The sequence below is a fragment of the Amycolatopsis sp. NPDC033938 genome, assembly GCF_055575975.1.
On the sequence record NZ_JBVIRO010000001.1, the window covers coordinates 983013 to 995844 of the forward strand.

The window sequence follows — 12832 nt, forward strand, 5'->3', positions numbered from 1 at the left end:
CGCGGACATGACCCGTCGCAACGCAGACCACGACGCCGAAGTCATCGTCGTCGGTGCCGGACCGGCCGGCTCCACCGCCGCCACGTACCTCGCCCGCGCGGGCGTCGACGTGCTGCTGCTGGAGAAGACCGAGTTCCCGCGCGAGAAGGTGTGCGGCGACGGGCTGACCCCTCGCGGCGTCAAGCAGCTCATCGACCTCGGGATCGACACCAGCGAGGACGCGGGCTGGGTGCACAGCCGCGGTCTGCGGATCCTCACCGGCGAGCTGACGCTGGAACTCGACTGGCCCGATCTGACGAGCTACCCGCCCTACGGCGTTTCGCGGACCCGTCAGGACTTCGACGACCTGCTCGCGAAGACCGCGGTCAAGGCGGGCGCGCGGCTGTACGAGCGCACGACCGTCACCGGCGCCATCACCAGCCCGACCGGTCGCGTGATCGGCGTCGAAGCGAAGGTCGGCCCCGAGAAGACCCCGGTGAGCTACCGCGCTCCGCTGGTTCTGGCCTGCGACGGTGTCTCGGCGCGGCTGGCGCTGAGCGTCGGCATCCAGAAGAACGAGAAGCGCCCGATGGGCGTCGCGGTGCGCCAGTACTACAAGAGCCCGCGCCACGACGACCCGTTCATCGAGGGGCACCTGGAGCTTTGGGACCGCAGCGACCCGCGCGACCCGAAGCTGCTCCCCGGTTACGGCTGGGCGTTCCCGCTCGGCGACGGCACGGTGAACGTCGGCCTCGGCATGCTGTCGACGTCGGCCGCGTTCCGCAGCACCGACTACCGCGCGCTGCTGCGCCAGTGGCTCGACGGGACGCCCGAGGAATGGGGCTACCGCGAGGAAAACGCCATCGGCAAGGTCGGCGGCGCCGGTCTCCCGATGGGCTTCAACCGCACCCCGCACTACCGCGACGGCCTGCTGCTGCTCGGCGACGCGGGCGGCATGGTCAGCCCGTTCAACGGCGAGGGCATCTCGGCCGCGATGGAGTCCGCGCAGCTGGCGTCGGAGTTCGTCGTGCAGGCCTTGGCGCGGCGTGAGGGACCGTCGCGTGAGCGGGCCCTGGAGGGCTACCCGCGCGCCGTCGGTGAGCTGATGGGCGGCTACTACCGGCTCGGCAACGTGTTCGCGAAGCTGATCGGGAAGCCGAAGGTCATGCACGCCGCGACGAAGTACGGGCTGCGGATCAACTCGATCCTTCCGCTGGTCTACAAGGGACTTTCGGGCTGCTACGACGCCAAGGGCGGGGACGGCGTCGACCGCCTCATCGCCGCGCTGGCCCGCGCCACGCCCTCCCCGCGCTGACCCTTTCGTACCTCGCGTGAAGGCCCCCTTCCCTCGGCTCAGCCGAGGGAAGGGGGCCTTCACGCGCAGGTGGCACCACACGTCTGGACCAGTCACGGGTACGCCGGGAAGTGGTATCGGTCACAGGACAAATGTGGTCAAACGGACTCCCGGACTCGATCTTGGGAACGACGTCGCAGGTCACCGGTACCGCACGCCGGAAGTAACCGTACTGGCCGTGCGGTCAAGTTAGGGCAGCCTTATAGCACGGGGCCTAGGGACAAGAATGTGAGTCGCGTCCTACACTCGCCCCATGCTTTGTGAATCGCTTCACATCCTCGACGGGAGGCTTGTGAACTATTTCACAAGCAAAGGGGTCGTCATGCACGGCCCGTAAGGGTTGCCTAACCCTCGGCGGTGTGACCCAGGTCCCTTAGGGTGCCGACGAGGGAAGCGGTGAACCCCGACTCGAAAACCGCAGCGGCGCGGAAAGGATGGCGAAAACCCCGTGCTGATGTTGCCCGTGCTGGCCCAGGCCGGTACCCCGACGGTCCCCAATCTCGACATGTACCTCCCCCTGGTGCTCCTGTTCGTCCTCGCTCTCGGCTTCGCGGTGCTCTCGGTGCTGCTCGGCCCGCTCGTCGGTCCGAGCCGCGCCAACAAGGCGAAGCTCGCGGCCTACGAATGCGGTATCGAACCGTCGCCGCAGCCGGTCGTCGGCGGCGGCCGGATGCCGGTCGCGTACTACATCACCGCGATGCTGTTCATCCTGTTCGACATCGAGATGGTCTTCCTCTACCCGTTCGCGGTCTCCGCGGACGCGCTGGGCATGTTCGGCCTGGTGGAGATCGTGCTGTTCATCGCGACGGTCGGTTTCGCGTACGCCTACGTATGGCGTCGCGGCGGCCTGGATTGGAACTAGAGAAGCATGGGCCTCGAAGAAAAACTCCCCAACGGCATCCTGCTCGCCAGCCTTGAAGGCCTGGTCAACTGGGCGCGCAAGAACTCGATGTGGCCCGCCACCTTCGGTCTCGCCTGCTGCGCGATCGAGATGATGACCGTCGGCGGTTCCCGCTACGACATCGCCCGGTTCGGCATGGAGCGCTTCAGCGCGACGCCGCGTCAGGCCGATCTGATGATCGTCGCCGGCCGCGTCACGCAGAAGATGGCGCCGGTGCTGCGCCAGATCTACGACCAGATGGCGGAGCCCAAGTGGGTCCTGGCGATGGGTGTCTGCGCCTCGTCCGGCGGGATGTTCAACAACTACGCCGTGGTGCAGGGCGTCGACCACATCGTCCCGGTCGACATGTACCTCCCCGGCTGCCCGCCGCGGCCCGAGATGCTGCTCGACGCGATCCTGAAGCTGCACGCCAAGATCCAGGACGAGCCGATCAACGCGCGCCGGGCCGCGATCCGCGCCGCCAGTGGTGAGCGCACCGAGCTGATCGCCTCCTCGATCAAGTACGCGAAGAAGTGAGCGACGTGCCCGAAGAAAACTCCCCTGAAACCCCGGAAACCGGCGGCGAGCAGTCCAGCGCCGAACGGCCCGAAGGCGGCCTCGAACCGCAGGGCGCCCGCCCGGCCGAACCGGTCGTCACCGGTAAAGAGCGCCAGGGCATGTTCGGCGTGCACGGCACCGGTGACACCTCCGGCTACGGCGGCGTCCGCCTCCCCGCGTACAGCCCGCCCCCGGCCGAGCGCCCGTACGGCGGCTGGTTCGACGAATTCGCCGACGAGTTCTACGCGGCCTTGGCGGACAACAAGATTCCGGCGAACGCGGTCCTTCAGACCACGGTCGACCGCGGCGAGATCACCTTCTACGTCGCCCGCGAGCACCTCGTCGAGATCGCCAAGGTCCTCCGTGACGACACCGGTCTCCGCTTCGAACTGCTCAGCTCCGTTTCCGGCGTGGACTACGGCGTCGACGTTCCGCAGCGGCTGCACTCGGTCTACCACTTCACGTCGATGACCTACCGCCGCCGCATCCGGCTCGAGGTCACCCTCGACATCGAGGACCCGCACGTCCCGTCGCTGGTCGGGGTCTACCCGACGGCTGACTGGCAGGAGCGGGAGGCCTACGACATGTTCGGCATCGTCTACGACGGCCACCCCGCGCTGACCCGCATCCTCATGCCGGACGACTGGGACGGCCACCCCCAGCGCAAGGACTACCCGCTCGGCGGGATCCCCGTCGAATACAAGGGCGCGGAGATCCCGCCGCCGGACCAGCGGAGGTCGTACTCGTGAGCACCGAACACCTCTCCGACGTCACCACTGGCACGGACACTTCGCCCGAAGGCAGCAACAGCGTCCCCGAAGCCGACTCCCGCGAGACCACCGAAGGCCGCGTCTACACCGTCTCCGGCGGTGACTGGGAAGACCTCATCGAGGACTCCCGCCACGACGAGCGCATGGTCATCAACATGGGCCCGCAGCACCCGTCGACGCACGGCGTGCTCCGGCTCGTGCTGGAGATGGAGGGCGAGACCGTCACCCAGCTCCGTTCGGTCATCGGCTACCTGCACACCGGGATCGAGAAGAACTGCGAGTACCGCACGTGGACCCAGGGCGTCACCTTCGTGACGCGCATGGACTACCTCGCGCCGCTCTCCACCGAACTCGCGTACTGCCTCGGCGTCGAAAAGCTGCTCGGCATCCAGGCCCCGCGCCGCGCCGAACTGCTGCGCGTGATGCTGCTGGAGATCAACCGCATCGGTTCGCACCTGGTCTACATCGCCACCGGCGGGATGGAACTCGGTGCTACCACGGCGATGACGCTCGGTTTCCGTGAGCGCGAAGAGGTGCTGCACCTGCTGGAGCACCTCACCGGCCTGCGGATGAACCACGCGTTCATCCGGCCCGGCGGGCTCGCGCAGGACATGCCGGACGACTACCAAGAGGTGGTCAGCGCGTTCGTCAAGACGATGGACGAGCGGCTTCCCTTGTACGACAAGCTCTTCACCGGTCAGCCGATCTGGCGCAACCGGCTCAAGGGCGTCGGCTACCTGCCGGTGGACGCCTGCCTCGCGCTCGGGGTCACCGGCCCGGTGCTGCGCAGCGCCGGTCTTCCCTGGGACCTGCGCAAGACCGAGCCGTACTCCCGCTACGACGAGTTCGAGTTCGACATCCCGACCTCGACCGACGCGGACTGCTGGGCGCGCTACCTGATCCGCGTCGAGGAGATGCACCAGAGCCTGCGGATCATCAAGCAGTGCCTGAAGAAGCTCGAGCCGGGCCCGGTCATGGTCGAGGACAAGAAGGTCGCCTGGCCGGCGCAGCTCTCGATCGGCAGCGACGGCATGGGCAACTCGCTCGAACACGTCCGCAAGATCATGGGCCAGTCGATGGAATCGCTGATCCACCACTTCAAGCTGGTCACCGAGGGCTTCAAGGTCCCGCCGGGCCAGGTGTACACGACGGTGGAATCGCCGCGTGGCGAACTCGGCGCGCATCTCGTGTCCGACGGCGGCACCAGGCCGCTGCGGGTCCACGTGCGCGAACCGAGTTTCGTGAACCTGCAGTCGATGCCCGCGATGGCCGAAGGCGGCCTGGTGGCGGACGTCATCGCCGCCATCGCCTCGATCGACCCCGTCATGGGGGGAGTGGACCGCTGATGACCCAGCCCGGAACGACACCGACGCCCGAGCCCGGCACCAGCCTGGCCGAGCAGACCCATATCGCCGCCGGCGGTGACGTCGACGTGATCGCGATCGCGCCGGATCCCGCCGAGGCGGAAGGGATCCTGGAGAACACGAAGCTCGAAGACATCTTCGACGCCGACACCTACGCCAAGGCACAGAACCTGATCGCGCGGTACCCGCAGTCGCGGTCGGCGCTGCTGCCGATGCTGCACCTGGTGCAGTCGGTGCAGGGGTACGTGAGCCAGGAGGGCATCGCCTTCTGCGCTTCGCAGCTGGACCTGTCCGACGCCGAGGTCAGCGCGGTCGCGACGTTCTACACCATGTACAAACGCCGTCCGTGCGGCGAGCATTTGGTCAGTGTGTGTACGAATACGCTCTGCGCGGCCATGGGCGGCGACGCGATCTACAAGAAGCTCCAGACGCACCTCGGTTCCGAGGAAATGCCGTTGGGGCACAACGAGACCGCGGGCACGCCGAACGAGCCCGGCTCGATCACGCTGGAGCACGCCGAATGTCTCGCGGCCTGTGACCTCGCCCCGGTCATCCAGGTCAACTACGAGTACTTCGACAACCAGACCGAGGACAAGGCCGTCGCGCTGGTCGACGCGTTGCAGGCGGGCAAGAAGCCGGCCCCGACGCGCGGCGCGCCGCTGACGAACTTCAAGGGCGCCGAACTGCAGCTCGCCGGGTTCTTCCCGGAGGACGCGCAGCAGTACCGCACGGACGTCGACGGTCCTTCGCAGGCCGTCGAGACCCTGCGTGGCGCTCAGGTCGCGCAGGACCGCGGCTGGACCGCGCCCGCGATGAAGGACGTTCCGCTCCCTGAAGTGGAGAAGAAGTAATGGCTGACCCGATCACCCCGGTCCTCACGAAGCGCTGGCTTTCGCCCAACTCCTGGACGATCCAGTCCTACGAAGCCCTTGAGGGCTACACCGCGATCCGCAAGGCGCTCAAGGCCACTCCCGAGCAGATCGTCCAGCTGGTCAAGGACTCCGGTCTGCGCGGCCGGGGCGGCGCGGGCTTCCCGGCCGGCATCAAGTGGTCCTTCATGCCGCCGAACGAGGACAAGCCGCACTACCTCGTCATCAACGCCGACGAGGGCGAGCCGGGTACCTGCAAGGACATCCCGCTGATGATGGCGGACCCGCACTCGCTGATCGAGGGCTGCATCATCGCCTCGTACGCGATGCGTTCGCACCACTGCTTCATCTACGTCCGCGGCGAGGCGCTGCACTGCATCCGCCGTCTCAACGCGGCCGTGCGCGAGGCGTACGACGCGGGCTACCTCGGCAAGAACATCCTCGACTCCGGATTCGACCTCGACATCACCGTGCACGCGGGCGCCGGGGCGTACATCTGCGGTGAGGAGACGGCGCTGCTGGACTCGCTGGAAGGCCGTCGCGGCCAGCCGCGGCTCAAGCCGCCGTTCCCGGCGGCCGCGGGTCTCTACGCCGCGCCGACCACGGTGAACAACGTCGAGACCATCGCCAGCGCGCCGTACATCATCAACGGCGGCTCGGACTGGTTCCGCCAGATGGGCCGCGAGAAGTCGCCCGGCCCGAAGATCTACTCGATCTCCGGCCACGTCGAGAAGCCCGGCCAGTACGAATGCCCGCTCGGCACCACGCTGCGCGAGCTGCTGGACATGGCGGGCGGCATGAAGGACGGCATCCCGCTGAAGTTCTGGACCCCGGGTGGGTCCTCCACGCCGATGTTCACCGCGGAGCACCTCGATGTTCCGCTGGACTTCGAGGGCGCGGCGGAAGCCGGGTCGATGCTGGGCACGACGGCCGTGCAGGTCTTCAACGAGACCGTTTCCGTGCCGTGGGCCGTGATGAAGTGGACGCAGTTCTACGAGCACGAGTCCTGCGGCAAGTGCACGCCGTGCCGTGAGGGCACCTACTGGCTGGCGCAGATCCTGGAGCGCATGGTCGAGGGCAAGGGCACCGAGGAGGACATCGACACCCTGCTCGACGTCTGCGACAACATCCTCGGCCGCTCGTTCTGCGCGCTCGGCGACGGCGCCGTTTCGCCGATCCAGAGCGGGATCAAGTACTTCCGCGAGGAATTCCTCGCGTTGTGTGAAAAGAACAAGGCTCCAAAGGACGAGCGTGAGCTGGCGGGAGTGAGCGCGTGACGGCTTCAAAGCGGCTGAAGGGGACTTTCCCCGCATCTCATGCGGCGAAAGCGTCCTTCACCTCATCTCACGCGGGGAAAGTCCCCTTCAGCTCTCCCGGAGGGCAGGCATGACGATCGCACCCGACAAGCCCGGGACCGAGGTCGAAGAGACCCCGGTCCCCGAGGGCCATGTCAAGCTGGTCATCGACGGTGAAACGGTCATCGCGCCCAAGGGCGAGCTGCTGATCCGCACCGCCGAACGTCTCGGCACGGTCATCCCGCGCTTCTGCGACCACCCGCTGCTCGACCCGGCGGGCGCCTGCCGCCAGTGCCTGGTCGAGGTCGAAATGGGCGGCCGTCCGATGCCGAAGCCGCAGGCCTCGTGCACGATGACGGTCGCCGACGGCATGGTCGTGAAGACCCAGCTGACCTCGGCCGTCGCGGACAAGGCCCAGCAGGGTGTGATGGAGCTGCTGCTCATCAACCACCCGCTGGACTGCCCGATCTGCGACAAGGGCGGCGAATGCCCGCTGCAGAACCAGGCGCTCGCGCACGGCCGCGCGGACTCCCGCTTCGTCGACACGAAGCGGACGTTCCCGAAGCCGCTGCCGATCTCTTCGCAGGTGCTGCTGGACCGCGAGCGCTGCGTGCTCTGCCAGCGCTGCACCCGGTTCTCCCGCGAGATCGCCGGTGACCCGTTCATCGAGCTGCTCGAACGCGGCGCCCACCAGCAGATCGGCACCGCCGAGACCGCGGACGTCCTGGACCTGGCTTCCCGGACCACCTCCGGCCAGCCGTTCCAGTCGTACTTCTCCGGCAACGTCATCCAGATCTGCCCGGTCGGCGCGCTGACGTCGGCCGCGTACCGGTTCCGTTCGCGGCCGTTCGACCTGGTGTCCGCGCCGAGTGTGTGCGAGCACTGCTCGTCCGGCTGCGCCGAGCGGACCGACTTCCGCCGCGGCAAGGTCATGCGGAAGCTCGCGGGCGACGACCCCGAGGTCAACGAAGAGTGGATCTGCGACAAGGGCCGCTTCGCGTTCCGTTACGCCACGGCCGAGGACCGCATCCGCCGTCCGCTGGTCCGCAACGCCGACGGCGTACTGGAAGAGGCCTCCTGGACCGACGCGCTGCGCGCGGCCGCGGCCGGGCTGGCCAAGGCGCGTGACGGCAAGGGCGCCGCGGTACTGACCGGTGGCCGTCTGACCGTCGAGGACGCCTACGCGTACTCGAAGTTCGCGCGGATCGCCTTGGGCACCAACGACATCGACTTCCGCGCCCGCCCGCACTCTGCGGAGGAACTGAGCTTCCTCGCGTCACACGTGGTCGGGACGACGCCGGAAAGCGGCGTCACGTTCGGCGAGATCGAGCGGGCGCGCACGGTGTTGTGCGTCGCTTTCGAGCCCGAGGACGAGGCGCCGATCGTGTTCCTGCGGCTGCGCAAGGCGGCCCGCAAGAACCGCACGCGCGTCGTCCACTTGGGACAGTGGACCACCTCGTCGGTCCGCAAGACCTTCGGGGAACTGCTGGCCTGTGCGCCGGGTGCCGAGGCCGCCGCGATCGACGGCATCGCGCAGCACGCGCAGGACGTCGACCAGGCGCTTTCGGCCGAGGGATCCGTGATCCTCGTCGGCGAGCGCGCCGCCGAGGTCCCGGGTCTGTTCTCGGCCCTGCACCGGCTGGTGGAGCGCACCGGCGCCCGGCTCGCGTGGATCCCGCGTCGTGCGGGTGAGCGCGGTGCCCTGGCGGCGGGCGCGGCGCCGACGCTGCTGCCCGGTGGCCGCCCGGTCACCGACGCCGCTGCTCGCGCCGAAATCGAAAAGGCTTGGGGCGTCACGCTTCCCGCCGGTGAAGGACGCGACACCACCGCGATCCTCAAGGCCGCTTCCGGTCAGGACCTCGACGGTCTGCTGGTCGGCGGGGTCGACCCGGACGACCTGCCGGACCCGGATCTGGCCCGCCGCGCGCTGGAGAACGCGAAGTTCGTGGTGAGCCTGGAACTGCGGCACAGCTCGGTCACCGAGCACGCGGACGTCGTCCTCCCGATCGCCCCGGCGGTCGAGAAGGCGGGCAGCTACCTGAACTGGGAAGGCCGCCGTCGCGAGTTCGCCGTCACCCTCGAAGGCACCGGCGCCCTGCCGGACTGCCGGGTGCTCGACACCCTCGCCGTCGAGATGGACGCGGACATCTTCACCCAGACCCCGGCCGCCGCTGCCGCCGATCTGGCGAAGCTGCCTGCTAGGAAAGGCTCTTTCCTTGCAGAATTTGCAAGTAAAGGACCTTTCATTGCACGCGCCGAGCCCAAGGACGGCCAAGCCCTCCTCTCCACCTGGCGTCAGCTGATCGACAACGGATCGCTGCAGGACGACGAGCCGCACCTCAAGGGCACGCAGCGCGAGGTCGTCGCCAAGCTCTCGGCGAAGACCGCCGAAGGCCTGGGCAAGACCGTGAAGGTCTCCACCGAACGCGGTTCCATCACGCTGCCGGTCGAGATCGCGGACCTGCCGGACGGCGTCGTATGGCTCCCGGGCAACTCCGACGGCTCGGCCGTCCGCGCCTCTCTCGGCGCTGGACATGGCTCGGCCGTCACCCTCACCAGGGTGGAGGCGTGAGTTCGATGTTGCTCTGCCCAGGCGACCGAGCACGACGCCGCGTGCTGGCCGAAGGCCCCGCTATCGCGGCGGCAGGGCGCCCCGACTCGTCAGCTGTGCCGGGATCGCCAGAGTGCGCCCTGGCGACGCGATCGCGGTCGCGCGGCTTTGAAGAATGCCGAGGTGAGAAGTGACTCCGTTGCTCAGCCAGATGCCGGACGCCGCCGAGCGGGCGGCGCTGCTGGCCGACGACCCGTTGTGGCTGGTCCTGCTCAAGACGGTCGTCATCCTGCTGATCGGCCCGATCCTGACGATCTTCCTGATCGTCTGGGAGCGCAAGGCCGTCGGCCGGATGCAGAACCGTCCCGGCCCCAACCGGGTCGGCCCCGGCGGCTACCTGCAGTCCCTCGCGGACGCGATCAAGCTGCCGTTCAAGGAACAGATCATCCCGGACACCGCCGACCGCAAGGTGTACTTCCTCGCGCCGGTGATCTCTGCGGTGCCGGCGCTGATCGCGCTGGCCGCGATCCCGTTCGGCCCGGTGGTCTCGATCTTCGGCGAGCGGACCGTGCTCCAGTTGGTCGACCTGCCGGTCGGCGTGCTGGTGATCCTGGCCTGCTCCTCGATCGGCGTGTACGGCCTGGTGCTGGCGGGCTGGTCCTCCGGTTCCCCGTATCCGCTGCTCGGTGGCCTGCGAAGCGCGGCTCAGGTGATCTCCTACGAGATCGCGATGGGTCTGTCCATTGTGGGCGTCATCCTCTACGCGGGCTCGATGTCGACGTCGGCGATCGTCGAGTCGCAGCAGAGCGGCTGGTACTTCTACCTGCTGCTGCCGAGTTTCGTGATCTACCTGATCTCCATGGTCGGTGAGACCAACCGCGCGCCGTTCGACCTCCCCGAGGCCGAATCCGAGCTGGTCGGCGGTTTCCACACCGAGTACAGCTCGATGAAGTTCGCGATGTTCTTCCTCGCCGAGTACGTCAACATGGTGATCGTCTCGGCGTTCGCGACGACGTTGTTCCTCGGTGGCTGGAAGTTCCCGTTCGTCGGCGCCGACCACGCGCTGAACCAGGGCTGGCTCCCGCTGATCTGGTTCTCCGCCAAGCTGTTCATCCTGCTGTTCGGCTTCATCTGGCTGCGCGGCACGCTGCCCCGGCTGCGGTACGACCAGTTCATGCGGCTGGGCTGGAAGGTACTGGTCCCGGTCAACCTGGTCTGGATCGTCGTGATCGTCACGGTCCGCGCGATCAAGAACTCGGGTGGGCTCTCCACACCGCAGATCCTCATCGGCGGCGGCGCGCTCATTCTCGTCGTCGTCATCCTGAGCCTGCTGCTGCCGGACAAGAAGGTCCCGGACGACGACTACGTCCCGGTGACCGGTGGCGGGTTCCCGGTACCGCCGCTCGACCTGCAGGTTCCGGAGAAGACTCCGCGTCAGAAGGCCATCGCGAAGGCCGAAGCCCGGGCTGCCAAGCGCAAGCCCGCGGCGGTTTCCAGTGGAAGGGAGGCCGGCGATGGGGATGTTTGATCCCATCAAGGGTTTCGGTGTCACCTTCGGGATGATGTTCAAGAAGGTCGCCACCGAGGAGTACCCGGAGGCGGGCGCCCCCGCCGCGCCGCGCTATCACGGCAGGCACCAGCTCAACCGGCATCCGGACGGGCTGGAGAAATGCGTCGGCTGCGAGCTGTGCGCGTGGGCCTGCCCGGCGGACGCGATCTTCGTCGAAGGCGGCGACAACACCGAAGAGGCGCGTTACTCGCCCGGTGAGCGGTACGGCGCCGACTACCAGATCAACTACCTGCGCTGCATCGGCTGCGGGTTGTGCGTCGAGGCCTGCCCGACCCGGTCACTGACGATGATCAACTTCTACGAGCTGGCCGACGACGACCGGCAGCGGCTGATCTACACCAAGGAAGACCTCCTCGCGCCGCTGCTGCCCGGCATGGAGCAGCCGCCGCACCCGATGCGGCTGGGCGACAACGAGCAGGACTACTACGTCAACGGTCCCGAGCTGGCGCGCAAGCAGCCCACCGGGGCCACCGAAGCGGAGGCCGTCCAGTGATCACGGCTTTCCTCGCCCAGACGGACGTTTCGGCCGGGATCACCACGGGCGAGACCATCGCCTTCTGGGTGCTCGGTCCGCTCGCGCTGCTCGGCGGGCTCGGCATGATCTTCTCCCGCAACGCCGTGCACTCGGCGCTGTGGCTGGTCCTCACGATGCTGTGCCTCGGCGCGCTGTACATGATCCAGCAGGCGCCGTTCCTCGGCTTCACGCAGATCATCGTCTACACCGGCGCGATCATGATGCTGTTCCTGTTCGTGCTGATGCTGGTCGGCAGGGAGAGTTCGGACTCGGTCGTCGAAGTACTGCGCGGGCAGCGGGTCATGGCGACCCTGCTCGGCATCGGTGTCGGCGGGCTGCTCGCGGCGGGTCTCGCCCGTTCGCTGGTCAACGTCACCCCGGCGATGCCGCTGGACCCGGCGAGCCTCGACGGCGGCGGCCCCGGCGGACTGGGACGGCTCATCTTCACCAAGTACCTCTTCCCGTTCGAGCTCACGTCGGCGCTGCTGATCACCGCCGCGCTCGGCGCGATGGTGCTCGCCTTCACCGACCGGCACGCCAAGGGCGGCAAGAAGTCGCAGAAGGAACTCGTCGTCGACCGGTTCACCGGCAAGCACGACCGGCCTTCGCCGCTGCCCGGTCCGGGTGTCTTCGCCACCGCCAACTCGATCGCCACCCCGGCGCTGCTGCCGGACGGTTCGATCGCGCCGGAGTCGCTCTCGGACATCATCGAGTCGACTTCGGCCTCGCGGCTGGAAGACGAACGCAAGCAGGTCGCCGGAACCGAGGACGGCCCGGACGCCCACGCGCTCGTAGGGAAATCTGAAGGGGAGAAGGAATGACCCCGACGTACTACCTGCTCCTGTCCGCGCTGCTGTTCACCATCGGCGCGGTCGGGGTGCTGGTGCGCCGCAACGCGATCGTCGTGTTCATGTGCATCGAGCTGATGCTGAACGCGGCGAACCTTTCCCTGGTCACGTTCGCCCGGATCAACGGGTCGCTCGACGGCCAGGTGATGGCGTTCTTCGTGATGGTCGTCGCCGCCGCCGAGGTCGTGGTGGGACTGGCGATCATCATGGCGATCTTCCGCACCCGGCGCTCGGCCTCGGTCGACGACACCAACCTGCTGAAGTACTAAGGGAGCACGGA

General features: G+C 67.9%; 12 protein-coding genes. All 12 read left to right on the forward strand.

Going from position 1 to position 12832, the window contains the following annotated elements:
- The first annotated feature begins 7 nt into the window (after positions 1-7).
- On the forward strand, positions 8-1294 hold the full coding sequence (locus tag ACZ5ZX_RS04915; protein WP_037332937.1) for a geranylgeranyl reductase family protein: 1287 nt from the start codon (positions 8-10) through the stop codon (positions 1292-1294).
- Between the two features lie 493 nt (positions 1295-1787).
- Positions 1788-2195 carry an NADH-quinone oxidoreductase subunit A gene (locus ACZ5ZX_RS04920; protein WP_037308493.1) on the forward strand — a complete coding sequence of 136 codons (408 nt, stop codon included), beginning with the start codon at positions 1788-1790 and terminating at the stop codon, positions 2193-2195.
- 6 nt (positions 2196-2201) lie between these two features.
- Complete coding sequence (locus ACZ5ZX_RS04925; RefSeq protein WP_005151847.1) at positions 2202-2750, forward strand: NuoB/complex I 20 kDa subunit family protein; 549 nt, start codon at positions 2202-2204, stop codon at positions 2748-2750.
- 5 nt (positions 2751-2755) lie between these two features.
- Positions 2756-3520: an NADH-quinone oxidoreductase subunit C gene (locus tag ACZ5ZX_RS04930; protein WP_465500697.1), complete on the forward strand. Its 765-nt coding sequence runs from the start codon at positions 2756-2758 to the stop codon at positions 3518-3520.
- Positions 3517-4887 carry an NADH-quinone oxidoreductase subunit D gene (locus ACZ5ZX_RS04935; RefSeq protein WP_465500698.1) on the forward strand — a complete coding sequence of 457 codons (1371 nt, stop codon included), beginning with the start codon at positions 3517-3519 and terminating at the stop codon, positions 4885-4887. The genes ACZ5ZX_RS04930 and ACZ5ZX_RS04935 overlap by 4 nt, the downstream gene beginning before the upstream one ends.
- Positions 4887-5756: an NADH-quinone oxidoreductase subunit NuoE gene (nuoE, locus tag ACZ5ZX_RS04940; protein ID WP_465500699.1), complete on the forward strand. Its 870-nt coding sequence runs from the start codon at positions 4887-4889 to the stop codon at positions 5754-5756. Before ACZ5ZX_RS04935 ends, nuoE begins: the two co-directional genes overlap by 1 nt.
- Complete coding sequence (gene nuoF / locus ACZ5ZX_RS04945; RefSeq protein WP_465500700.1) at positions 5756-7051, forward strand: NADH-quinone oxidoreductase subunit NuoF; 1296 nt, start codon at positions 5756-5758, stop codon at positions 7049-7051. The genes nuoE and nuoF overlap by 1 nt, the downstream gene beginning before the upstream one ends.
- A gap of 109 nt (positions 7052-7160) precedes the next feature.
- A complete protein-coding gene (locus ACZ5ZX_RS04950) occupies positions 7161-9641 on the forward strand; it encodes an NADH-quinone oxidoreductase subunit G (RefSeq protein WP_465500701.1) in 2481 nt (826 codons plus the stop codon).
- 169 nt (positions 9642-9810) lie between these two features.
- Positions 9811-11148 (forward strand): NADH-quinone oxidoreductase subunit NuoH, encoded by a 1338-nt coding sequence (nuoH, locus tag ACZ5ZX_RS04955; protein ID WP_465500702.1) that lies wholly within the window; start codon positions 9811-9813, stop codon positions 11146-11148.
- Positions 11135-11683: an NADH-quinone oxidoreductase subunit NuoI gene (gene nuoI / locus ACZ5ZX_RS04960; protein WP_465460426.1), complete on the forward strand. Its 549-nt coding sequence runs from the start codon at positions 11135-11137 to the stop codon at positions 11681-11683. Before nuoH ends, nuoI begins: the two co-directional genes overlap by 14 nt.
- Positions 11680-12525, forward strand: a complete 846-nt coding sequence (locus ACZ5ZX_RS04965) for an NADH-quinone oxidoreductase subunit J (protein WP_465500703.1) — start codon at positions 11680-11682, stop codon at positions 12523-12525. Before nuoI ends, ACZ5ZX_RS04965 begins: the two co-directional genes overlap by 4 nt.
- Entirely contained in the window at positions 12522-12821 is a 300-nt protein-coding gene (gene nuoK, locus ACZ5ZX_RS04970) for an NADH-quinone oxidoreductase subunit NuoK (RefSeq protein ID WP_061980060.1), read from the forward strand. The genes ACZ5ZX_RS04965 and nuoK overlap by 4 nt, the downstream gene beginning before the upstream one ends.
- Positions 12822-12832: the final 11 nt, after the last annotated feature.

What these genes read in the sequence shown, in the direction of transcription:
- nuoE (WP_465500699.1), top strand. Translation starts at nt 4,887, where the DNA reads ATGACCCAGCCCGGAACGACACCGACGCCCGAGCCCGGCACCAGCCTG.
- ACZ5ZX_RS04915 (WP_037332937.1), top strand. Translation starts at nt 8, where the DNA reads ATGACCCGTCGCAACGCAGACCACGACGCCGAAGTCATCGTCGTCGGT.
- ACZ5ZX_RS04950 (WP_465500701.1), top strand. Translation starts at nt 7,161, where the DNA reads ATGACGATCGCACCCGACAAGCCCGGGACCGAGGTCGAAGAGACCCCG.
- nuoK (WP_061980060.1), top strand. Translation starts at nt 12,522, where the DNA reads ATGACCCCGACGTACTACCTGCTCCTGTCCGCGCTGCTGTTCACCATC.
- ACZ5ZX_RS04920 (WP_037308493.1), top strand. Translation starts at nt 1,788, where the DNA reads ATGTTGCCCGTGCTGGCCCAGGCCGGTACCCCGACGGTCCCCAATCTC.
- nuoI (WP_465460426.1), top strand. Translation starts at nt 11,135, where the DNA reads ATGGGGATGTTTGATCCCATCAAGGGTTTCGGTGTCACCTTCGGGATG.
- nuoF (WP_465500700.1), top strand. Translation starts at nt 5,756, where the DNA reads ATGGCTGACCCGATCACCCCGGTCCTCACGAAGCGCTGGCTTTCGCCC.
- ACZ5ZX_RS04925 (WP_005151847.1), top strand. Translation starts at nt 2,202, where the DNA reads ATGGGCCTCGAAGAAAAACTCCCCAACGGCATCCTGCTCGCCAGCCTT.